The sequence below is a fragment of the Mycolicibacterium arcueilense genome (assembly GCF_058536225.1).
Genome location: NZ_JBZTYL010000007.1, coordinates 362,275 through 382,565, shown reverse-complemented (window position 1 = coordinate 382,565; position 20,291 = coordinate 362,275). Strand labels below are relative to the sequence as shown.

At 64.6% G+C, this 20,291-nt stretch carries 23 protein-coding genes; 11 read left to right on the top strand and 12 right to left on the bottom strand.

Features of this window, described 5'->3' with window-relative positions:
• Positions 1 to 35 precede the first annotated feature (35 nt).
• Positions 36 to 863, bottom strand: coding sequence for an enoyl-CoA hydratase/isomerase family protein (locus AC4LGL_RS06010; protein ID WP_061263197.1), 828 nt, complete (start codon positions 861 to 863; stop codon positions 36 to 38).
• A gap of 173 nt (positions 864 to 1,036) precedes the next feature.
• Here AC4LGL_RS06010 and AC4LGL_RS06005 point away from each other — a divergent pair, with 173 nt between their 5' ends.
• From AC4LGL_RS06005 to AC4LGL_RS05990, 4 genes are all read left to right on the top strand, one after another.
• Entirely contained in the window at positions 1,037 to 1,864 is an 828-nt protein-coding gene (locus AC4LGL_RS06005) for a mycofactocin-coupled SDR family oxidoreductase (RefSeq protein WP_061263196.1), read from the top strand.
• A gap of 5 nt (positions 1,865 to 1,869) precedes the next feature.
• Positions 1,870 to 2,667, top strand: a complete 798-nt coding sequence (locus tag AC4LGL_RS06000; RefSeq protein WP_061263195.1) for an SDR family oxidoreductase — start codon at positions 1,870 to 1,872, stop codon at positions 2,665 to 2,667.
• Between the two features lie 60 nt (positions 2,668 to 2,727).
• Positions 2,728 to 3,840: a cytochrome P450 gene (locus AC4LGL_RS05995; protein WP_077743562.1), complete on the top strand. Its 1,113-nt coding sequence runs from the start codon at positions 2,728 to 2,730 to the stop codon at positions 3,838 to 3,840.
• Positions 3,841 to 4,175: 335 nt separating this feature from the next.
• A complete protein-coding gene (locus AC4LGL_RS05990; RefSeq protein WP_061263193.1) occupies positions 4,176 to 4,796 on the top strand; it encodes a cysteine hydrolase family protein in 621 nt (206 codons plus the stop codon).
• Here AC4LGL_RS05990 and AC4LGL_RS05985 read toward each other — a convergent pair.
• From AC4LGL_RS05985 to AC4LGL_RS05975, 3 genes are all read right to left on the bottom strand, one after another.
• Entirely contained in the window at positions 4,776 to 5,477 is a 702-nt protein-coding gene (locus AC4LGL_RS05985) for an Rv1363c family protein (protein ID WP_174814531.1), read from the bottom strand. The genes AC4LGL_RS05990 and AC4LGL_RS05985 overlap by 21 nt on opposite strands.
• Positions 5,474 to 6,109: an Rv1363c family protein gene (locus AC4LGL_RS05980; protein ID WP_061263192.1), complete on the bottom strand. Its 636-nt coding sequence runs from the start codon at positions 6,107 to 6,109 to the stop codon at positions 5,474 to 5,476. Before AC4LGL_RS05980 ends, AC4LGL_RS05985 begins: the two co-directional genes overlap by 4 nt.
• A 732-nt stretch (positions 6,110 to 6,841) precedes the next feature.
• Positions 6,842 to 7,450 (bottom strand): DUF305 domain-containing protein, encoded by a 609-nt coding sequence (locus AC4LGL_RS05975; RefSeq protein WP_061263191.1) that lies wholly within the window; start codon positions 7,448 to 7,450, stop codon positions 6,842 to 6,844.
• 349 nt (positions 7,451 to 7,799) lie between these two features.
• On the opposite strand from AC4LGL_RS05975, the gene AC4LGL_RS05970 reads away from it, so the two are divergent.
• The gene (locus tag AC4LGL_RS05970; RefSeq protein WP_131809025.1) at positions 7,800 to 8,261 is read left to right on the top strand and encodes a hypothetical protein; all 462 of its coding nucleotides are present in this window, start codon (positions 7,800 to 7,802) and stop codon (positions 8,259 to 8,261) included.
• A 413-nt stretch (positions 8,262 to 8,674) separates the two neighbouring features.
• Here the strand turns inward: AC4LGL_RS05970 and AC4LGL_RS05965 are convergent, their stop codons facing one another.
• The 5 genes from AC4LGL_RS05965 to AC4LGL_RS05945 form a co-directional block, all read right to left on the bottom strand.
• Positions 8,675 to 9,223 (bottom strand): hypothetical protein, encoded by a 549-nt coding sequence (locus AC4LGL_RS05965; RefSeq protein WP_077743308.1) that lies wholly within the window; start codon positions 9,221 to 9,223, stop codon positions 8,675 to 8,677.
• A 360-nt stretch (positions 9,224 to 9,583) separates the two neighbouring features.
• Positions 9,584 to 9,778, bottom strand: a complete 195-nt coding sequence (locus AC4LGL_RS05960) for a hypothetical protein (RefSeq protein ID WP_133118288.1) — start codon at positions 9,776 to 9,778, stop codon at positions 9,584 to 9,586.
• 61 nt (positions 9,779 to 9,839) lie between these two features.
• Positions 9,840 to 11,002 (bottom strand): IS3 family transposase gene (locus AC4LGL_RS05955; RefSeq protein WP_491838039.1). Its coding sequence is split into 2 segments (ribosomal slippage): positions 9,840 to 10,715 and positions 10,718 to 11,002, totalling 1,161 coding nucleotides; the frame shifts between segments, so codons are not numbered across the junction.
• Positions 11,003 to 11,093: 91 nt separating this feature from the next.
• Positions 11,094 to 11,354, bottom strand: coding sequence for a helix-turn-helix domain-containing protein (locus AC4LGL_RS05950; protein WP_151247243.1), 261 nt, complete (start codon positions 11,352 to 11,354; stop codon positions 11,094 to 11,096).
• A 91-nt stretch (positions 11,355 to 11,445) separates the two neighbouring features.
• Positions 11,446 to 11,721: a helix-turn-helix domain-containing protein gene (locus AC4LGL_RS05945; protein ID WP_491838038.1), complete on the bottom strand. Its 276-nt coding sequence runs from the start codon at positions 11,719 to 11,721 to the stop codon at positions 11,446 to 11,448.
• 191 nt (positions 11,722 to 11,912) lie between these two features.
• On the opposite strand from AC4LGL_RS05945, the gene AC4LGL_RS05940 reads away from it, so the two are divergent.
• Positions 11,913 to 13,940 (top strand): SDR family oxidoreductase, encoded by a 2,028-nt coding sequence (locus tag AC4LGL_RS05940; protein ID WP_491838037.1) that lies wholly within the window; start codon positions 11,913 to 11,915, stop codon positions 13,938 to 13,940.
• Position 13,941: 1 nt separating this feature from the next.
• On the opposite strand, the gene AC4LGL_RS05935 is transcribed toward AC4LGL_RS05940, so the two are convergent.
• Positions 13,942 to 14,589, bottom strand: coding sequence for a TetR/AcrR family transcriptional regulator (locus AC4LGL_RS05935; RefSeq protein WP_491838036.1), 648 nt, complete (start codon positions 14,587 to 14,589; stop codon positions 13,942 to 13,944).
• A gap of 51 nt (positions 14,590 to 14,640) precedes the next feature.
• Between AC4LGL_RS05935 and AC4LGL_RS05930 the strand changes: the two genes are divergently transcribed.
• The 3 genes from AC4LGL_RS05930 to AC4LGL_RS05920 all read left to right on the top strand — a co-directional run bounded on the left by AC4LGL_RS05930 (position 14,641) and on the right by AC4LGL_RS05920 (position 16,846).
• Positions 14,641 to 15,387 (top strand): 3-oxoacyl-ACP reductase family protein, encoded by a 747-nt coding sequence (locus AC4LGL_RS05930; RefSeq protein WP_491838035.1) that lies wholly within the window; start codon positions 14,641 to 14,643, stop codon positions 15,385 to 15,387.
• A gap of 16 nt (positions 15,388 to 15,403) precedes the next feature.
• Positions 15,404 to 15,721, top strand: a complete 318-nt coding sequence (locus tag AC4LGL_RS05925) for a DMT family transporter (protein WP_491838034.1) — start codon at positions 15,404 to 15,406, stop codon at positions 15,719 to 15,721.
• A 90-nt stretch (positions 15,722 to 15,811) separates the two neighbouring features.
• Entirely contained in the window at positions 15,812 to 16,846 is a 1,035-nt protein-coding gene (locus tag AC4LGL_RS05920; protein WP_491839283.1) for a nucleoside hydrolase, read from the top strand.
• A 7-nt stretch (positions 16,847 to 16,853) separates the two neighbouring features.
• Here the strand turns inward: AC4LGL_RS05920 and AC4LGL_RS05915 are convergent, their stop codons facing one another.
• A complete protein-coding gene (locus AC4LGL_RS05915; RefSeq protein WP_491838033.1) occupies positions 16,854 to 18,404 on the bottom strand; it encodes a DNA polymerase Y family protein in 1,551 nt (516 codons plus the stop codon).
• A 39-nt stretch (positions 18,405 to 18,443) separates the two neighbouring features.
• On the bottom strand, positions 18,444 to 19,151 hold the full coding sequence (imuA', locus tag AC4LGL_RS05910) for a DnaE2-dependent mutagenesis accessory factor ImuA' (protein ID WP_491838032.1): 708 nt from the start codon (positions 19,149 to 19,151) through the stop codon (positions 18,444 to 18,446).
• A 294-nt stretch (positions 19,152 to 19,445) separates the two neighbouring features.
• On the opposite strand from imuA', the gene AC4LGL_RS05905 reads away from it, so the two are divergent.
• Both AC4LGL_RS05905 and AC4LGL_RS05900 read left to right on the top strand, forming a co-directional pair.
• On the top strand, positions 19,446 to 19,742 hold the full coding sequence (locus AC4LGL_RS05905) for a hypothetical protein (RefSeq protein WP_491838031.1): 297 nt from the start codon (positions 19,446 to 19,448) through the stop codon (positions 19,740 to 19,742).
• A gap of 254 nt (positions 19,743 to 19,996) precedes the next feature.
• Positions 19,997 to 20,284, top strand: coding sequence for a hypothetical protein (locus AC4LGL_RS05900; protein ID WP_491838030.1), 288 nt, complete (start codon positions 19,997 to 19,999; stop codon positions 20,282 to 20,284).
• Positions 20,285 to 20,291: the final 7 nt, after the last annotated feature.

Sequence of the window (20,291 nt, the reverse complement as noted above, 5' to 3'; positions counted from 1 at the left end):
GCGCACCCCTCACCGCGCCAGACCGTGGCCATGGGCTAAAGCCGGCCATCGACCTGCAACTCGGGGTGCACCCAGGCCGGCGAGTTCTTCTGCTTGAACGCGCGGAAACCTTCCCGCGCCTCGGGACCGAACAAACTTGTCTGCATACCAATCCGGTCGTATAGGCCCAGGTAGTTGTCCAAGCTGGCTTTGATCACGCCCCGGGCTCCAGGGGCGGTCCGGCAGCATTGTGCAAGAAGATCTTTCGCGACATCCAATAGTTCGTCATGGGGAACCACTCTGGCCACCATGCCCCAGTCGAGCGCCTCTTCCGCAGTGAGTGTTCGCCCGGTGAACATCAGGTCCTTGGTGCGGACCGGGCCGATCAGTCGCGCGAGCACCTGGCTGTAGTAGGTGTCAGCGATACCACGGAACAGCTCGGGCACCCGGAAGGTCGCCCGGTCGCTGACGACGGCAAGATCGCTGCACATCGCGATCTGCAGGCCGCCTCCCTGACAGAGCCCGTTGACCGCCGATACCACCGGCTTGGGCGACTGGCGCAGCACATCGAAGGGCGTGACATCCATACCCATGGTCGACGCGAAATCCATCCAGTTGTCTTCGGCAGCCTGGCCGAGATCGCCGCCCGGCGCGAAGACATCTCCGGTGCCGGTGATGAGCAGGCCGGCCAGGTCCGGATCGGTATTCACGTGGTTGATGGCGTACCGGATGCCGAAGTACATGGCGGGTGTCATCGCGTTGCGCGCCTGCGGACGATCCAACGTGCAGATCGCAAACGGGCCTTCCCTTTTGAACGTCAGGAAAGGGGTACCCAACCAATCGCCATCGGGTGGCCGCGGACCGCCATTGAGCTTGTCGAGCATTAGGAATCCCTTCCAGATCTTAGTGAACCCATTTTCACCCAAAGTAGCGAAATAGTTGTATGTTTCCAACCTCTCTGCGTAGCATTCACGCCAGTGGCGCATCTCACATGCACTGCGCCCCAGCGCCGCCGAACCATGGTGGCCGCCTCGCTCTACCACCGGAGGAATACAGAATGGGTTCACTGGACGGACGGGTCGTCTTCATCACCGGCGCAGCTCGAGGACAGGGCCGTTCGCACGCGGTGATGTGTGCCGAACAGGGCGCAGATATCGTCGGCATCGACATCTGCGAGAACCTCGACGTCGTCCCGTATCCGCTGGGCACCGCCGAGGAGCTGGAAGAGACGGCGCGCCTGGTCGAGAAGACCGGCCGACAGATGCTGACCCGCAAGGCTGACGTCCGCGACAAGGCCGCATTGCAGGACGCCTTCGACGCAGGCGTGGAGCAGTTCGGTCACATCGATACCGTGCTCGCCAACGCTGGCGCCGTCCTGACCAATGAGGATGAGCGTGATGCCTCCGAGGCACTGCGACTCGGCCTCGACATCATGCTCGTCGGCGTGTGGAACGCCTTTCAAGTCGCCATCCCCCACATCAAGGAACGCGGTCAGGGCGGCCACCTGATCGCCACCAGCTCCATGATTGCGTTACTGGATCTCACCGACGGCCGCGGCGGTAGCGACGCCTACCTGATGTCCAAGGTCGCCATCGTCGGCCTGGTTCGGGCCTATGCGGCCATGCTCGCCCCCGACCGGATCCGCGTCAACGCGGTGGCACCGACCAACTGCGCGACGCCGATGATCACCGAGAACCCGGCGCTGTTCAAGGTGATCGAAGCGAATCCGAGCATGGTCAACGCCGTGCAGACCGCACTGCCGGACTTGCCATTGATCGAGCCCCGCGATGTCTCCAACGCCATCCTGTTCCTGCTCAGTGACGCGGGCCGGTCGTTTACCGGCAGCCTGCTGAAGGTCGATGCCGGCATGGACGTACGGCGCTAGCGCCCATGCACTACGGAATCGAAGGCCGGTCGGCACTGATCGTCGGCGGCAGCAAGGGAATCGGCCTTGAAGTCGCCAAACTGCTTGCCGCAGAGGGTGCCAGGGTGGCCGTGATGGCCCGAACCAAGACCGACGTCGACGCTGCGGTGGAGGCGGTCCGCAGCGAGGGTGGCACCGCGATCGGCGTCCCTGCCGAAGTGAGCAACCCGCAGGAACTCACCGACGCCGTCCATGAGGTGACAGCTGGACACGGATCGCCGCTCATCGTCGTCGGCCAGGCCAAGTACCAGCGGCCCGGCGACTTCGCCGACATCACCGACGTCAACGTGTACCGCGAGTCGTTCGAGTCGCACACGATGAGCCAGATCCTGCTGCTGCAGGCAGTCCTGCCGGCGATGAAAGACGCCGGCTGGGGCCGATTCGTGCACATCGGCTCGGCCACCGCGAAGGAACCCGCCGGGAACATTCACCATGTGGTGGCGAACACCAGTCGCCCGTCTACCATCGGCTTGCTCAAAACCGTGTCTGACGAATATGCCCAGTACGGCATCACGGTCAACACCGTCGCGCCGGGGTGGATCGAGACGCAGAACGCGATCGACTATCTGCAGCGCCACCTCGGCACAAGCTCCGAGGAGCAGCGGCGCGACTTCATGTTGAACCAGGCCCGCGTGCCTGCCGCCCGCATGAGCAAACCACACGAGATCGCCTCGCTCATCGCCTATCTGTGCTCGGAACCTGCCGGATACCTCACCGGTAGCTGGATCGAAGTCGACGGCGGCCTGCATCGGTCGGCGTTTTAGCCCAGAGGAGAACACGTGGAAACCCTTGGAGCACCACAACTCTCCTACGCCGGCCTGCCGATGGCAGTCGACCGCCACGCCGGGTGGAAGACCCTGCGCGACACCGGTCGGGTGGTCTTCGTCGACGGCTGGTTCTACTTGAGCCACCGCGACGACGTGCTGGCCGCGTTGCGGAAACCGGAACTGTTCTCATCGAAGAAGGCTTTCGATGTCCTAGGCAGCCCACTACCTCTGGTGCCGATCTCGTTCGACCCGCCAGAGCACACCCGGTTCCGGAAGATGCTGCAACCGTTCTTCAGCCCGCACACCCTAGCCGAGATGTTGCCCTCGCTGCAGAAGCAGGCGGCCGACATCATCGACGACGTGGTCACGAAGGGCAATTGCGAAGTCGTGGCCGACATCGCAATCCCCTATCCCTCGCAGGTGTTCCTCACGTTATTCGGCCTGCCTCTGAAAGACCGCGACCGACTCATCGCCTGGAAAGACTCGGTTATCGCGCTAGCGGATTCACCGACGCTCGAGGGGGCCGACCTGACCCCTGCCCTCGAACTCTTCGCCTACCTCACCGAGGCGATCAACGAACGGCGTGCGAACCCTGGACGCGACATCCTTTCCCAGGTGATCACCGGCGAGGATGCTCTCGACGACGCCGAGGCCATCGGCCTGAGTTACCTTTTCGTCCTCGCCGGCCTTGACACCGTCACTGCCGCGATGACCGCCGCTCTACTCGAACTAGCCCGCAATCCGGAACTGCGGACCACGCTCCGCGAGGATCCCGACCAGATGGGCGTATTTGTCGAGGAGATCGTCCGATTGGAGCCGCCGGCGCCAATGCTGCCACGAGTAACGACCGCGGAGGTCACCATCGGGGACATCACTCTGCCTCCCGACACCCGGGTGCGGCTGTGCATCGGTGCGATCAACCGCGACGACAGCGACGCGATCTCGACCAATGATGTCGTCATGGATGGAAAGGTGCACCGCCACTGGGGCTTCGGTGGAGGCCCGCATCGCTGCCTCGGTTCGCACCTGGCCCGGATGGAGCTGACGCTCATCGTCGGAGAGTGGCTACGGCGAATCCCCGAATTCTCTCTCGAGCCCGGCTACGAACCGCAGATAGTGTTCCCCGCGAATACCTTTGGGATCCGCAGTTTGCCATTGCGCCTGGGCTGACTAGCACACCGTAGGTGAATACTTGTCGACGAGTCGCTGCTTGTAGAGCTTGCCGGTGTCCGTGCGCGGCAGTTGGTCTTCGAACGAGAGCGACCGCGGGCACTTGTAGTGCACGCCAGAAGTATGCCAGGCGATTGGTGCGCTCCTCCAACTCGGCGAACGAGGTCACCTTGCCGACGAGGATCACGGCTGGTTTGCCGGATGCGGCGTGCTCACGAATCTGCATGACACTCCCCTATCAACGGTTTCAGCGTTTTGATCGAAATGTTCTACGAGATAACATATTTCGTGAGATTGCGATGGCATTTGGCCCACAACTCAACTAGGTTTGAGTGATGTCTACACCTCTCTTCGATCCCAGTAGCGTCGCCGTCGTTTGTGTGGAATGCCAGAACGGTGTGCTCGGCCCCGATTCGGTGTTGCCCGCGCTGGCCACCGACTCCACGGACCTGGTGGGAAACATACGTCGATTGCTCGACAGCGCACGCGAATTCGGCGTGCGGGTGGTACATGCCACTTTTGAGGGAAACCTGGGTGGCCGACCGACCGGAACCGCACGGCTGTGGCGCGCTTTGGGACCCGCCACAGCCGACTGGAAGCCAGGGGCCTCCGTCACGTCGGTGGTTTCCGAACTGTTGGCCCCTACTGACTTGGTGCTGCCACGGCACCACGGGTTGTTCCCGACGTCGGGCTCGGAGCTGCTGCCCGTGCTGAAGGGCCTTGGTGTGACGACCATCGTGCTTACCGGAGTCTCCCTGAACCTGGCGATCACGCACACAGCCGGAGACGCGACCCAGGCCGGGTTTCACCTCGTGGTCCCACGCGACGCGGTCGGCGGTACGCCCGCCAGCTACGCACAGCAGGTGCTGGACAACACCATTGCCGTCCTCGGCCGGCTGACCACCGTCGATCAGTTGATCCAGGAATGGTCCGGATCAGATCGGATCGAACCCTGAGACGAGCCAGCGCTCCCCGACCTTGTCGAGAGTGACCCGCACGCTCGACGTGGAGTCCGTCGGCCGGTCCTGCCCAATCGTCGTGGTCTGATTGACGAATACGACCACGACCGCATGCTTCGGTGTCGCCGACACCGATGCTGCCGCAGGAACCGTTGCAACAGCGGTGATCTGCTTCTGCTTCGAGCCCGGAATCACCACGTCATCGGTCAATTGAGTGTAAGAGTCACGGAAACTGCCGGTTAGCAGATCCCGCGCAGCGGTAAGGTCGCGGTCAACGCTTTCCGGCTTGTACGACAGCAGAGCGACAGTCGAATCCTTTGCCACCTCAACGGATTCGACAGCCGCAGCCTCGGCGGCACGTATGGATCCATCTTGCCATTTCAGCATTCCCGCGACTAGGACGAGCACCAATACCAGACCCGGCAGCACTCCGTACGCGAACACGCGTGTCCAGTTAGTTCCGCGCCGCGCACTCGAAGTCTCCGACTCTGAGGCCGCACTGTCACCATCGCCGACACCGCTACCGGCTTCTGCCGTGGGCAGTACTTCGTCCTGCTCGCCATTCACGTCCGCGATGTCGTCGGCGATCAGTTCAGCGGCGTCACCGTCAACGACGGCCTCAGCGGCATCCTCATCAATAGCGTCCACGTCGGCACGCCTCGTCTTCAGTTTGATCACGCTACAAACCCCACATTCGAAACCTTCACGTCCTGACCGACCTTCTGCATGGTGAAGCGCATCCGCCACGATCGGGGCTGCTGCTCGGGTGCGCCGGCATTGGACGTTCTGACAGTCACCGCAACGATCGCCTGGGCCTCACCATCCGTCACAGATTCCAGACCCGAATCAGTGACGGTACCCACCGACTTCGACTGCGCCTTCTTCACAACATCGACAAACGGCTGCGCACGCTGGGAGAAGTCATCGTGGAACTGGCCCGTGGCCAAGTCGAGTATGCGTTGAACGTCGGAGTCGGCGTTCTGGTAGTCGATGGTTGTCAAGTTCAGCGCGCCTTGTCTGGCGACCTGCAGGAATAGCTGCCGCTCCTTCTCTGCGTGCTGAGATTGGTAGGTGCGGAATCCCAGCCAGCCGACCAAGCCCCCCAGCACCACAACGCCGATCAGCCCGGCAATGAGTGCGAGTCGTAGGGGTGAAGCCGACCGCTTGGCGTCCGCTGAGGCGCCAGCAATGATGTCGACTTCGCCTCCTTCGTCGCTGTCGGCAGCGGCATCGATGTCGACAACAAGCTCGTCGACAACGACGTCGACGGACCCATTCACTGTCCCGGTGGCATCACTGTCGTCTGCCATGTTTGTTCCTTTGCGTCGTGGGCCACATTGGTTGGGCGTGGACCTTCTGTCCTGCCCGATGTACGTTTCGTCGCCGAGTCATACTCGGCGACCGCGCCTTACCGGATGCGACGGTGGCGCAGACATCACTGCAGGTGGGGCCGTCAATCCCGGCGGTGACCGGGAACCGACCAACCAGGTGATATGCAGGTCGGGGCGCCCTTCCAACTGAAACCCTTGCTCAGCGGCACGCGCACCTCGTTGCTGTCACATGACGCGACGGTGGGTGCCCGCTTTGCTGAACGCGCCCCACACCCCACGCACTCACGCACCACCGATACTTCATCAAGACAGTTAATCATATATCGATTTCTCGGGACAGAACTCTCGCGACGATTGGGCGATCCCTCCGCGACGCGAGACCACGTACGGCCATAGGCCACCAGGTGGCCTATGTGAACCACGACGATGTTGTGACCAGTGAGGTTGCGTACCGACATCGAGATCGACAAATTGGTCAAGCAGACGTACATCGCCGCTGGAGGAGATCGATTGGTCCGAAGACGAAGTCCGGCGACGGCTCCGACACTTCATCGTCCCGGTCTTGCCGCCTTGGATGGCTTCAGCGGCGAGCGCGTCTCCCGCACCTCAGAGGTTCAGGTCGCGGTAAGAGCAGACCTTGAGTCGCTGAACAATCTCGCGGACCAGTTGCGTGCCGCAACGATATGGTAGCGAGTTTCCTCCGCTAGCTCCCTATCCTCCACCCGCGAGCATCTGTTGCATCCGGTCGATCTCCGCCTGCCGTTTTCCAACGATCTGCTTCGCAAACCCGACGGCATCGACGTTTACCCCGTTGGCAATCTCGGCGTTGGCAATCTGAATGGCCCTCTGGCCGTGGGCAATCATCGACTGAAGCCACAGAACGTCAAAGTCCCGGCCGCTCGATCCTTGCAGCCGGGCCAAAGCCGCTTCGTCGATAGCACCCGGAGCAGTCGGGCCAGGGCTGCCAGGATCGGGCGGCGTGGTGGAATCCGCGTTCCATTGGACGAGTAGTGCTTTCATCAGCTCGATGTCAGGCCGCCGTGACGATGCGATGTCTGCCGCAAATTCGATGAGGTCCGAGTTGGTCGAGCGGTCAGCTACCAGTCCTGAAACCTGAATAGCCTGCTGATGATTGGCGATAATGCTGTCCGCAAAAGCAGTATCTTCATCATTTGATCCCGCCGGTTCGCCGGTGATGACGGGCGCTTCCGATGTCGATGGCGGCTTCTCATCTGGAGTCGGGCCGCTACAAGCCCCCAGGAACAACGTCGCGGCCACGGCGCTGAGACCGGCCAGCGATCGGAAGGAAGTGCGCCTCATCGCCGCAGCATATCGATCGCACCAGGACCAACGTCATCCAGTGACGGAAAGGACTAGATCGACAGATTCGGATCTACCCAAATCAGTGGGTTTTCGAAGATCGGACCCCTTGCCGTGACCTACTAGTAGTACGGTAGTGGTGCGGGTCCGGAAGTGGCTTTTCGGAAGAGTCGGGCGTTCTGGTGCGGGTTCGACAGCGGCTTTTCAGAAGTGTCCGTTGCTTGAGGATGATGAGCGGGCCGCGCATCATCCGATGGTCGTTCTTGGCAGTTCTGGCGGCCCCGCACCCCCCATTCGGCGCGGTGACGCTCGGGCCCAACCAGGTGGAGATGCGGCGAAGACGAACGTAGTGCATCAAGTGCTCAACCCTGACGATTCTGAACTTCTCGACATCGCCGATCTGCCGGAATACGCCGGCATCGGCGTCGATGCCCGCATCCGAGAGTTGGTCGGTTCGGCGTTCACAGCCAAGGAAGTGGCCCGTGGGCTCTCGGTCAGCGCCTCAAGCGTGCACCGCCGGCGGCGCCACCGCGCGCTGTGGGGAATCAACCATGCGCGGACATGGCGATTCCCGGCCGCGCAATTCGTCGTCGCCGACGGGCGGCCGGTCCGACAAGTGCCCGGCCTCGAGGTGGTGCTCAAGGAGTTGCCCGCGGATCTTCATCCCTTGTCCATCGACGGATTCCTTCACACTCCCCAACCCGATTTGCTCGTCCGTGACAAGTTGGTCTCCCCCTTGGACTGGTTGCGGGCTGGACGCCCTACCCGGTCAGTACTTACCTGCGCAGCTGCGCTGGACTGGTACGGGTAGCCGATCGGCCCTCAACCATTGCGGAGGAAAGCAGCCCGCACGAAAGCGGATGCTCGACATGAGGTGCGCACACAGCAATCTCAGCTGATTCCATCCCACTCCCCGCTGCAGTTCTACAGCGCTGCACCACGGCGACGGGCGGGGCCGTCTATTGGCCAAAGCTTCTCGGGCTCGTCGGCTCCCGTTGAAGGTGTCACCGTTCGGTCAGCTGGTTCCTGACCTTCCTCTGAAGGACCAGACTTTTCTGCCACCGCTATGACCTCTGAACAACTGCATGTCGACTGACTGTTTGTTGCCGCCGCGGCTGAGACTGCGACCGACCACCTCGGTATCGAGACGAGAACCGCATTTGGCCGTCACCGGATAGTTCGCCGCGTCGACACGGACAAGCCCGTACACACAAGGGTGTGATATCAACGGGCCCAACATTGTTCGGCGTTGCGATACCGATCGTCATGAGCAGACCCGGCGAGATGCGACTGGCGCTTGGCCCGGGAGGTGCTGAAGTAACGGCGGAGTTTGCGATGAACGTTGGCGTCGGCGTATGCGCGGCGGTAGGCCAGTCGCAGAGAAGGAGTGAGGGTGCCTTCGTCGGCTTCGCTCGATCGGCGGATGCGGCCGTGGGTGGCTGCGATCATGAGGTTCCGCCAGGTGTGCGCGGCCTCAGTTATGCTGTGCGCGTTGAGGATCGTTAGTGCGGTGGTGACCCTTGCGGCGGTTTCGGCGGCCGTGTTCTGGGCGGTGCGGCCCGAGTGGGGTGCCGCGGAATTGAGATGTTCCGAATCGCAGCAGGGTAAATCGGCCTGGGGCTGCAATTGAGAGTAGTCAATTGTCAGTGCTACCCACCTGACGAGGACTCTCAGGGTGTCGAGCGCAGCGACTGACCCCTGACCGCGGCGTGTAGCGATCGGCGCTTCGGCGAGGAGCAGGCGCATCACCTGGCCTTGGGCCTGAAGAATCATCGGACTACCGGAGAGGTCGACCGGTTGCGCTGAAGCCAGCTCCGCAGGCGCGCAGCGCTCCGCTCGAATCTCGCCTGCGCACACCGCGGCACCGACCGGGGTACGGGACGCGGGTCACATTCACCACAACACCAACACTGACCAGACCGTGGACTCAGATCAGACCGTCACCCCGGACCCAGGTCGGATTGACATATTCATAGGGGGACGCTCGTCGAAACGAGGATTCGCTCCGATGAACCATGCCCGCGCGATGGTTTCGCCGTCGACGCCAGCGATCGTCCACCAGGCACGATAGGCCACTTGTAGACGCGCCAGCGACGCATCCCGAGGCTCAGCGCCATCCTGGCTGGCTCACCCCTACGGCTGTTTGCGGTCACGCGACCCCGCCAACGCGGCCACCAAAGTCGGCCCTAGATGATCGAGAAGTTCACTGACCAGCTCGTGGACAGGCAGGCGCACCGCCTGCGCATGGAGCTCCTTGCCGTTCACCGTGATCACCTCCCAAGCGCCTTTGGCATGGCATAACGCAATAATTTGCACATCTAAACCCACGAAAAAACCACTAGTAAGCGACCAGATTCGGGTCTGCTGCACGACTAGGTGACAGTTTCAGTCACGCGGCCTGACTGGCCGGTGCGGTCATGATTGCTTCGAATTCGATCGGGGTCAACCGTCCGAGTCCGGTTTGGCGGCGGCGGCGATGGTAGGTGCGTTCGATCCAGATGACGATCGCGATCCGCAGCTCTTCTCGTGTGCTCCAGCGGCGGCGATCGAGCACGTTCTTTTGGAGCAGACTGAAGAAGCTCTCCATGGCGGCGTTGTCGCCGGCCGCCCCGACTCGACCCATCGAGCCGACCATCTCATAGCGGCTCAGAGCGTGTACGAATTTCCTTGATCTGAACTGAGATCCGCGATCGGTGTGGACGATGCAGCCGGCCACCTCACCTCGGCGTGCCACCGCATTACTGAGCGCGCCGGTCGCCAACCTGGACTTCATCCTGGAATCGATCGAATACCCGACGATGCGGTTGGAGAACACGTCTTTGATCGCGCAGAGGTAGAGCTTGCCTTCGCCGGTGCGGTGTTCGGTGATATCACTGAGCCACAACTGGTTTGGCGCATCTGCGGTGAAGTCGCGCTCGACGAGATCGTCGTGGACCGGTGGGCCGGCTTTGCCGTTCTTGCCGCGCTTCTTGCCGAACACACTCCACAATCGATTCTCAGAGCAGATTCGCCAGCCGGTGCGCTGCGCCATCGGCTCACCGGCATCGCGGGCTTCCTCGACCAAGTAGCGGTAGCCGAACTCCGGGTCCTCGTGGTGGGCGTTAAACAAGGCGTTGGCACGGTGGGCCTCGACGATCTCGGCGTCGGTGATGGGTTTGGCCAGCCAGCGGTAATACGGTTGGCGGGCGAGCTGCAGGACCCGGCACGTCACCGCGACGGGGATCCCGTCGGCGGCGAGCTCTTTCACGAGCGGGTAGAGCTTTTTCCCGGCAGATTGGCCTGCGACAGATACGCCGCGGCCCGGCGCAGAACTTCGTTTTCCTGCTCGAGCAGCTTGATCCGCCGCCGCGCTTCCCGCAGCTCAGCGGACTCACTAGCGCTTTTGCCGGGCTTGGTGCCCTCGTCGATGTCGGCTTGGCGCATCCACTTGTGCAGAGTCATCGGGTGAACACCGAAATCGGTGGCGATCTGCTCGATCGTCACACCGTCATCACGGTTACGAGCGACCCGCACGACATCGTCGCGGAACTCACGGGGGTACGGCTTGGGCACACTGACATCCTTCCAGCCCGCCTCTTCGGGCAAGCCAACTCAGATGTCACCTAGTCGTGCAGCAGACCCCCGTGACGCACCGGCCTGCACGCTATTTGATGCCCTCAAGCAAGTCGGAAGCCGTCACGCCCAGCGCCTTCGCCAAGTCACCGAGCCGCTCATACAGAAGCCCGCGCCTACCGAACTCAACATCGATGATGATGTTCCTGGATACACCAGATTTAAACGAGAGCTGCTCTTGCGTCATGCCTTTTTCGATGCGCAGTTCGACAATGCGAGCACCTACAGCACGCCGCCGTCTCTCCCATACTTTGACTCGTTTGGGATCGTCCTGACTGGGGCGGGTCGGCACGTGCTTAAGCTATCAGGCAGGAACGCCGAGCGATCGCATCTAGTCAGCTCTTCGGCATCGAGACGAGGCGCAGCCCCCCATCGAGCGGCCACTACTCCATCCCCTCAACAAGGTCCGAAGCAGCCACGTCGAGCTCAATGGCGATATCGATCAAGCATTCAAAGGTGACTCCGTGCTCTCCACTTTCGACAGCCTCGAGGACGCCAGCCGAAAGGCCGACCCGTTGGCCCAGCTCCTCCAGACTGAGTCCGCGATGTTCCCGAAAGCGAGTGATGCGCGAGCCGACGTAACGACGCCGCTGCGCCGAAAGGCTCGTTCCGCCGGCTCGCGATGAGGGGGCCGGATTGTCGCCTTCAGGTTCGTCCACTCGCCGATCGTAGCCCTACTAGTAGGACATTCGTCGGTATCCGCCAAGCTATTTCGTGGTCGGCACCAGTAGACGGTTCTTCTCAGATTCGTGTCATATGTGACATCGATGTGACGCTCATCGCGAGAATATGACACTGGTTCTGAGAATCTACATTGACGTTTGCCCGATCTAAGGCCACGATGGCTCGCATGCACTATGTCGTTACCGGCGGTACCGGGTTTATTGGCCGCCGAGTGATCAGCCGGATTCTGTCCCGCGAACCCGACGCCGAGGTGTGGGTGCTGGTGCGCCGCGAGTCGCTGACGCGGTTCGAGCGGCTGGCCCAGAACTGGGATGAGCGGGTGAAACCGCTGGTCGGCGACCTGACAGTGGCTGATCTGGGGCTATCCGACGCCGATATCGCCGAGCTGGGCGACGTCTCGCATGTGGTGCACTGCGCGGCGATCTACGACATGACGGTCGGCGAATCCGAACAGCGGGCGGCCAACGTGGAGGGCACCCGCGCGGTGATCGGGTTGACCCGGCGCCTCGACGCCACGTTGCACCACGTGTCCTCGATCGCGGTGGCGGGAAACCACCGGGGCGTGTTCACCGAGGACGATTTCGACGTCGCCCAGGACCTGCCGACGCCGTATCACCAGACCAAGTTCGAGGCCGAACTGCTGGTGCGCTCGACGCCGGGCCTGCGCTACCGGGTGTACCGCCCGGCCGTCGTGGTCGGCGATTCGGCGACCGGCGAGATGGACAAGATCGACGGCCCGTATTACTTCTTCGGCGTGCTGGCCCGGCTGGCGGCGCTTCCCAGGTTCACGCCCATGATGCTGCCGGACTCGGGTAGGACGAATGTGGTGCCGGTGGACTACGTGGTCGACGCGATGGTTGCGCTGATGCATACCGACGGCAAGGACGGTGAGGCGTTCCACCTGACCGCACCCGAGACCATCGGGTTGCGCGACATCTACCGCGGCGTGGCCGCCGAGGCCGGGCTGCCGCCGCTGCGCGGCTCGCTGCCGCGGGCGACCGCGGCGCCGGTGTTGCGGGCGCGGGGCCGGGTCAAGGCGGTACGCAACATCGTCGCCACCCAGCTGGGCATTCCGGGTGACGTGCTCGACGTGGCGGAGTTACGGCCGACCTTCACCGCGGACAACGCCACCGCTGCGCTGCGCGGTACCGGGATCGCAGTACCCGAATTCTCTTCGTACGCACCGAAACTATGGCGGTACTGGGCTGAGCACCTCGATCCCGACCGGGCCCGTCGCGATGATCCGGCCGGCCCCCTCGTCGGCAAACACGTCATCATCACCGGAGCCTCCAGCGGTATCGGCCGAGCCTCGGCGATCGCCGTGGCCGAACGCGGTGCCTGCGTCTTCGCCCTGGCCCGCAGCGGCGAGGCACTCGACGGCCTGGTCGCCGAGATCCGCGCGGCGGGCGGGCAGGCCTACGCATTCACCTGTGACGTCACCGATTCCGCGTCGGTCGAGCACACCGTCAAGGACATCCTCGGCCGGTTCGGCCACGTCGACTACCTGGTGAACAACGCCGGCCGGTCGATCCGCCGGTCGGTGACCAACTCGACGGACCGGTTGCACGATTACGAACGGGTGATGGCGGTCAACTACTTCGGTTCGGTGCGCATGGTGCTGGCCCTGCTGCCGCACTGGCGCGAACGCCGGTTCGGCCACGTGGTCAACGTGTCCAGCGCCGGCGTGCAGGCCAACACCCCGAAGTACAGTGCCTACCTGCCCTCCAAGGCGGCGCTCGACGCCTTCTCCGAGGTGGTCGGCACCGAAACCCTCTCCGATCACATCACCTTCACCAATATCCATATGCCGCTGGTGAAGACGCCGATGATCGCGCCGTCGCGCAAGCTCAATCCCGTGCCGCCGATCTCGGCCGAACATGCCGCGGCCATGGTGGTGCGCGGCCTGGTGGACAAGCCGGCCCGGATCGACACCCCGCTGGGCACCGTCGCCGATTTCGGTAACTACCTGACCCCGAAACTGTCTCGTCGCGTTCTGCATCAGCTGTATCTGGGGTATCCGGATTCGGCGGCCGCGCGCGGTGAGGCCGGTGAGAGCCCTCAGACGCCGGCAGGTGAACTGACGCAGCGGCGACCGAAGCGGCCGGTCCGCAGCGCCCGAAGCCTGCGGGTCCCGCGTACGGTGGCCCGCCCGGTGAAGCGGGCGGTGCGGCTGGTGCCGGGCGTGCACTGGTAAGTCACGGCGTACCAGACCTTTTCGCGCCGGCATTCCTGACCGCACTGTCCCAGGCCAGCATTGCCAGGTCCACGGCCGCATCCATGTCGGCCCGGGGCGCGCCGTCCCTTGCCTGGATGGACAATCCGTGGAGCACGGTGATCAGGAACGACGCGAGCCGCTGCGGATCCACATCACCGGGCAGCTCGCCGTCGGCCACGGCCTCCCGGATCCGGGCCTGTAACTGCGCGCGATCTTCGTCCCGGTAGCGCTTGAGCAGGTCGCGCAACGCCTCGGTCTCGGTCGAATACGCGATCCCCGCGAGCACGATCAAGCAGCCGGGTGGACTGTCAGGGTCGGCGTACTGGCGCACACTGTCGCGCAGCATGGCCTCGACGGCGTCCCGAATCGGAACCGGACGCGCCAGCGCCATCATGAGCGGCGAGCGTTCCGGGGCACCGTAATACGCGACCACCTCGCGGAACAGCTCTTCCTTCGAGCCGAACGTCGCATACAGGCTCGGCGCGTTGAGCCCCATCGCGCCGGTCAGGTCACTCACCCGGGTGCCTTCGTAGCCACGCTCCCAGAACACGTCCATCGCAGCCTGCAGCGCGGTGTCTCGGTCGAACGCGCGCGGCCGGCCGCGACGGGCAGTGGGTTGACGGGGCATGCCAACAGTCTATATTTGTAGTGTCTATTACAAAATTGATTGGAGCCAGGTATGGCGTTGAAGGCGTTGACATCCAAGGTCGCACTCGTCACCGGCGGCAGCCGCGGAATCGGTGCGGCCATCGCGCGCCGCCTGGCGGCCGAAGGCGCCGACGTGGCCTTCACCTATCACTCCTCCCCCGAGCGAGCGGCCGAAGTGGTCGACGCGATCACCGGTCTCGGCACGAAAGCCCTTGCCCTGCAGATCGACAGCGCTGCACCCGATGCGGCACCGCGCGCGGTCGACGCCGTCCTCGAGGCGTTCGGCCGGCTGGACATCCTGGTGAACAACGCCGGAGTTTTCCCCAACGGTCCGCTGGAGACGGTGACCGCCGCCGACATCGACCAGGCGATCAATCTGCACATCCGCGCGCCGTTCCTGTTCAGTCAGTCCGCGGCAGCGGCCATGGGCGAAGGCGGCCGGATCATCACGATCGGTAGCAATCTCGCCGACCGCACCCCCTTTCCCGGGGTGACGCTGTATTCGACGACCAAGGCTGCCGTCGGCGCGCTCGCTCGGGGACTGGCCCGCGATCTCGGGCCCCGTGGAATCACCGCCAACGTGGTGCAGCCCGGCAATACCGACACCGAGATGAATCCGGCCGGCAGTCCCGAGGCCCTCGCCGATCTGCCGAACATTCCGCTGGGACGCTTCGCGCAGGCCGACGAAATCGCCGGCGCTGTCGCCTACCTCGCCGGTCCGGACGCGCAGTACGTGAACGGCGCAACCCTTACCGTCGACGGCGGCTACAACGCCTGACGTCGTGGAGACAAGGATGTCGTGGGCATTGCTGGTCTTCGCCGGCTCGCTGGAGATCGTGTGGGCACTGGCGATCAAGCAGTCGGACGGGTTCACCCGGTTGTGGTGGAGTGTGGTGTGCGTGGTGGCCGCGGTGGCCAGCTTCGTGATTCTCGCCATGGTGGTCAGGCACCTGCCCGTCGGCACCGCGTATGCGGTCTGGGCAGGCATCGGCGCGGTCGGTGTCACCATCGCGGGAGTGGTGATGTTCAGCGATGCGTTGACGCCCTTGCGAATGACGTTCATCGCGATGATCGTGGTCGGCCTCGTCGGGCTGCGATTCGTCGAGTCGTGAGCCGATACGCCATGACGTTGGCATATCGTTGACGCCGTGACGCCACCGCTGCCGAGCGGCGAATCAACCGAGCCGCCGAACGGCGAACCGATGCTGCCCGTGTTCGCCGACGTCGACACCGGTGTCGACGACGCCATGGCGCTGGCTTATCTGCTGGCCAGCCCGGAGGCCGAGCTGGTCGGTATCGCCTCGACCGCGGGAAATGTTCCGGTGCAACAGGTCTGCACCAACAACCTCGGTCTGCTGGAGCTGTGCAGGGTGACCGGAATACCGGTCTCCAAGGGAGCCGAACAGCCATTGAGCGCTCCGCTGCGGACCGCCGAGGACACCCACGGGCCGCAGGGCCTGGGATACGCAGAGCTGCCGGCCGGCGACCGACTGCTCACCGCGCATGACGCCGCCGAGGCCTGGGTGCGGGCCGCGCGCGCCTATCCTGGCGAGCTGATCGGGCTGGCGACCGGCCCACTGACCAACCTGGCGCTGGCCATGCGCGCCGAGCCCACCCTTCCCAAGCTGCTGCGCCGGCTGGTGATCATGGGCGGGGCATTCGACTACCGGGGCAACACCACACCCGTGTCGGAATGGAACATCAGCGTCGACCCCGAATCGGCAGCCGAGGTGTTCGGCGGTTGGAATGCCGCCTGGGGTCTCGACGAAGCCACCCATGTGCCAATCGTGCTGGGCCTCAACCTCACCGAGAACATCGCGATGACGCCTGCGCTGCTGAACCGGCTGGCGACCGCAGCCGGTTCACCGTCCATCCCGATGAGCGTGCTCGACGAGCGGGGCACCCGGTCGAGCACGGACAATCCGTTGATCCGGGCCCTCGAGGACGCCATGCGGTTCTACTTCGAATTCCACTTCGACACCGGTGACGGGTACCTGGCACACCTGCACGATCCGCTGGCCGCCGCAGTCGCTCTGGATCCAGAACTGGTGAGCTACCGGGAAACCACTGTCGATGTGGAGCTCAGCGGCACCCTGACGCGCGGCATGACGGTGGCCGACTGGCGGGGACATTGGGGCCGTCCACCGAATGCGCTGATCGGTACCGAGGTCGACCCGACAGCATTCTTCGACCGGTTCATCAGCCGGGTCGGGGCTTTCGCACAACGCCTGAGCTGATCAGTCCTCATTCATAGGCGCCCTCCAGATACCACCGACGCTGCCGATAACACAGCAGCAGGGCGAGATCATCCCCTTCTCTGCCTCCAGAACGCAGCAGCACCTGGACCCGCGCCGTCCGGCCGGCCCCTCGGTTCTCCGGATCCCACCACCGCTCGTCGACCGGCCACGGCCCGGCCCACCAGCGCAGCCTGCCGTCACGGCGGCCGGCACCGGCCAGCTGCGCCGGATCTGCCGAGAACAACCCGCGACTGGTGACCCGCACCAGGTTTCCTTGTCCATCAAGCAATTCCACCGGATCGTCGAGCAGCACGGTCGGCGAGGGCTCGGGTAACTGACCGGGCCAGGGCTGGCGTGGATCGGCTCGCGGTACCGGCTCGTCCCCCAACGGCGTGAGGGTGATGCGCTCGGCAGGCCCGCGCCCGCCGCTGAGCACCGGAACCTGCACCGCTTCCGGGCCGAGCAGCCCCTGAACCCGCAGCAGCGCCCGCCGGGCCCGCAGCCGATCCTCCTCCCCCAACCCGCCCCACAGCGGCAATTGCAGCGCCGCCGCCGACACCACCTCCACCGGGCGCAGGCGCAGCACCGTGACCGGACCGGTGGGCCGCTCGGAGGTGCGACGGTTCAGCCAGCCGTCCAGCTGCCAACGCACCCGGTCGGCGGTGGCATCCTCGGACAGTGGTTCGGCACACCGCCAGACCCGTTCCAGCTCTTCGCCGTTGGCAGTGATGGCGTGGATGGCCAAGCGGGTACAGCCCACCCCGGCCGCCTCCAGATGACGATGCAGATCACTGGCCAGGGACCGTCCCGCGAAGGCTGCGGCGTCCACCCTTTCGATCGGCGGGTCACAGTTCATCACCGCATCGAGTTCGGTGGCCGGATCCCGTCCGGAGGGACCGCGGTCAGGCTCCCCGCAGGCGAACCGGTGCGCCGTCACCGCGTCGGCCCCGAACCGTGAGGCGACGTCGGTGCGGGACAATTCGGCGAACTGGCCGAGGGTTCGGATGCCCATCCGCCACAACAGGTCTGCGAGTTCTTCGCGCCCCGGGGCAGCCAGGGCCGGTTCCGTGGACAGTTGCCGGATCGACAGCCCGGACAGAAACCGGGCGTCGTTCCCGGGTTCGACGATGCAACCAGCCCGGGCGGCGAAGACCGCGGTGGAAAGTTGGTCGGCGATACCGACCTGGCATTCGACCCCCGCTGCGGCGACGGCGTCGATCAACCGTTCGGCCGCAACCGGTTCGGACCCGAAGTACCGCGCCGCGCCGCGCACCGAGAGCACCAGCAGTCCCGGACGCAGCACCTCGGCGCGCGGCACCAGGTCATCGACGGCGAGCGTCACGTTCTCGAAATGGCGGGCGTCCCTGGCCGGATCCGCAGTGACGACGTGCAGTTGTGGGCACCGGGCCTGCGCCTCGCGCCGGCGCAGCCTGCGCCGGACCCCGGCCGCACGCGCCGACGCCGAGCAGGCGATCACCCGGTTGGCCAGGGTGACCGCGACCGGCACCGTCGAGGACAGACCCGCCGCCGTCGCCGCGGCCACCGCCGGCCAGTCCATACACCAGAGGGCAAGCACCCTGGAATCAGCAGGCACGAGCTATCCGCCTGCCGCACAAGCCGTTCCGATGCCCCGCCCCCTGGCCCGCATGGCCAACCGGACCCGGCTGATGCGGCCGCAGCCGGGTGTCGGGGTGTCCTGACCGGCACCGGCCACCTCATAACCGCACACCCGGGCCTCCAGCCGAGCCGATGCACCCTGCCAGTCACCGTCGGTAACCAGCAGCGTGCAGCCTTTCTGCCGGGCCCGCGCCACCATCACCCTGGCCCGACTCGGAGGCACCGAACGCCCACCCAACCCGAGCACCACCAGATCCATCCCGTCCATCAGCACCGAGGCCACCTCGACCGGGTCGGCACCTGGATCGGGGATCACCGCGAGCCGGCTCAGATCGGCGCCCATCTCCACCGCGGCCAGCAGGCCGACATCGGGTTGGCCGATGATCACCGCATGCCCACCCCCGGATGTCACCGCCGCCACCATGCCCAGCGTCAGCGACCGGGCACCCGCGGCCACCGCGACGGACCCGCGAGGCAGCATCGTCGGTAAGCCCTCAGGCAACGCCTCAACCAGGGTTTCAGGCGGCTCCAGCAAAGATTCCGGAGCCGGTACCACCGCTTCGGACCGGGGCACGCCGCGATGCACCGGACCGACCTTCCCCGACACCGAGGCAATCTTGCGACGGAGGTGTTCTACCTGTTCAGAGCGGGTAAGTAGGCGTAAATCAAGCTCAGCCGCAACAGTCACAACAACACCTCCCGCACCATCTGCATCTAACGATTTTCGAATGTATGTTCGATGTCTCGAGTAAACACCTACCCCCCGACAGCGTCAAGCTGCGCCCAACGGCGACCGCCCCGGGAAGGCGAAGCCGGCCGGGACCGTTCTGCGGCCGTGCCGACTCTGAGTTAGAGTTCGCCCCACCAGCACCCGCTTCGGGATGGGGCTGGGCCGCCATTTGCGTTGCAGGTAGCGGGAATCCGCAGCGATTCGCCGAAGGCCAGGATCTGTAACAGCACGGGGGACAGTGAGGACAGCATCATGAAGTCTGGGCAGTTGACTCGTCGGCTCACCGTCATCGCGGGCGGTGCGGCAGTCATCGGGATGATCTCGTTCACCGCGGCATGCGGTACCGAGGAGCAGAAGGGTCCCGAGACCACCACGCCGACGACGACAACCACGACCACCACCACCGCGCCGGCCACCCCTGCCCCGCCCCCGACGGTCGAGCCGACCGAGAAGTCGATCAACCCCACCGGCGGCAACCTGTTCACGCCCGGTGTGAAGGCACCGGCGGCACCGACCGCCATCCCCGGCAACAGGTCGAACACCGGGTAGAACGCGGTTTCGGCGGCTTGCCGGACCCCGGCGCCACCTGCCCCGGCAAGCAACGCCGTCCCGTCACATCCCGATCAGCAGTGCCTGCAGCAAATGGCTCTGCGACCACGCGGACCTTAAGTTAGAGTTCGGTTCACCAGAACCCGCTTCGGGATGGGACTGGCCACCACTTTGCGTTGCAGGTAGTGGGAATCCACCAGGATTCGCCGAAGATCGAGTTCTGTAACAGCACGGGGGACAGTGAGGACACCATCATGAAGTCTGGGCAGTTGACTCGTCGGCTCACCGTCATCGCGGGCGGTGCAGCAGTCATCGGGATGATCTCGTTCACCGCAGCATGCGGTACCGAAGAGCAGAAGGGTCCCGAGACCACCACGCCGACCACGACGACAACCACGACCACCACCACCGCGCCGGCCACCCCTGCCCCGCCCCCGACGATCGAACCGAGCGAGAAGTCGATCAACCCCACCGGCGGCAACCTGTTCACGCCCGGCGTGAAGGCACCGCCGGCACCGACCGCCATCCCCGGCGACAACTAGACGCGGA

Bases quoted from the DNA above. Each gene is read 5' to 3' on its own strand.
- AC4LGL_RS06010 (WP_061263197.1), bottom strand. From the start codon at position 863: ATGCTCGACAAGCTCAATGGCGGTCCGCGGCCACCCGATGGCGATTGG.
- AC4LGL_RS06005 (WP_061263196.1), top strand. From the start codon at position 1,037: ATGGGTTCACTGGACGGACGGGTCGTCTTCATCACCGGCGCAGCTCGA.
- AC4LGL_RS06000 (WP_061263195.1), top strand. From the start codon at position 1,870: ATGCACTACGGAATCGAAGGCCGGTCGGCACTGATCGTCGGCGGCAGC.
- AC4LGL_RS05995 (WP_077743562.1), top strand. From the start codon at position 2,728: ATGGCAGTCGACCGCCACGCCGGGTGGAAGACCCTGCGCGACACCGGT.
- AC4LGL_RS05990 (WP_061263193.1), top strand. From the start codon at position 4,176: ATGTCTACACCTCTCTTCGATCCCAGTAGCGTCGCCGTCGTTTGTGTG.
- AC4LGL_RS05980 (WP_061263192.1), bottom strand. From the start codon at position 6,109: ATGGCAGACGACAGTGATGCCACCGGGACAGTGAATGGGTCCGTCGAC.
- AC4LGL_RS05975 (WP_061263191.1), bottom strand. From the start codon at position 7,450: ATGAGGCGCACTTCCTTCCGATCGCTGGCCGGTCTCAGCGCCGTGGCC.
- AC4LGL_RS05965 (WP_077743308.1), bottom strand. From the start codon at position 9,223: ATGATTCTTCAGGCCCAAGGCCAGGTGATGCGCCTGCTCCTCGCCGAA.
- AC4LGL_RS05940 (WP_491838037.1), top strand. From the start codon at position 11,913: ATGCACTATGTCGTTACCGGCGGTACCGGGTTTATTGGCCGCCGAGTG.
- AC4LGL_RS05935 (WP_491838036.1), bottom strand. From the start codon at position 14,589: ATGCCCCGTCAACCCACTGCCCGTCGCGGCCGGCCGCGCGCGTTCGAC.
- AC4LGL_RS05930 (WP_491838035.1), top strand. From the start codon at position 14,641: ATGGCGTTGAAGGCGTTGACATCCAAGGTCGCACTCGTCACCGGCGGC.
- AC4LGL_RS05925 (WP_491838034.1), top strand. From the start codon at position 15,404: ATGTCGTGGGCATTGCTGGTCTTCGCCGGCTCGCTGGAGATCGTGTGG.
- AC4LGL_RS05920 (WP_491839283.1), top strand. From the start codon at position 15,812: ATGCTGCCCGTGTTCGCCGACGTCGACACCGGTGTCGACGACGCCATG.
- AC4LGL_RS05915 (WP_491838033.1), bottom strand. From the start codon at position 18,404: ATGGACTGGCCGGCGGTGGCCGCGGCGACGGCGGCGGGTCTGTCCTCG.
- AC4LGL_RS05905 (WP_491838031.1), top strand. From the start codon at position 19,446: ATGAAGTCTGGGCAGTTGACTCGTCGGCTCACCGTCATCGCGGGCGGT.
- AC4LGL_RS05900 (WP_491838030.1), top strand. From the start codon at position 19,997: ATGAAGTCTGGGCAGTTGACTCGTCGGCTCACCGTCATCGCGGGCGGT.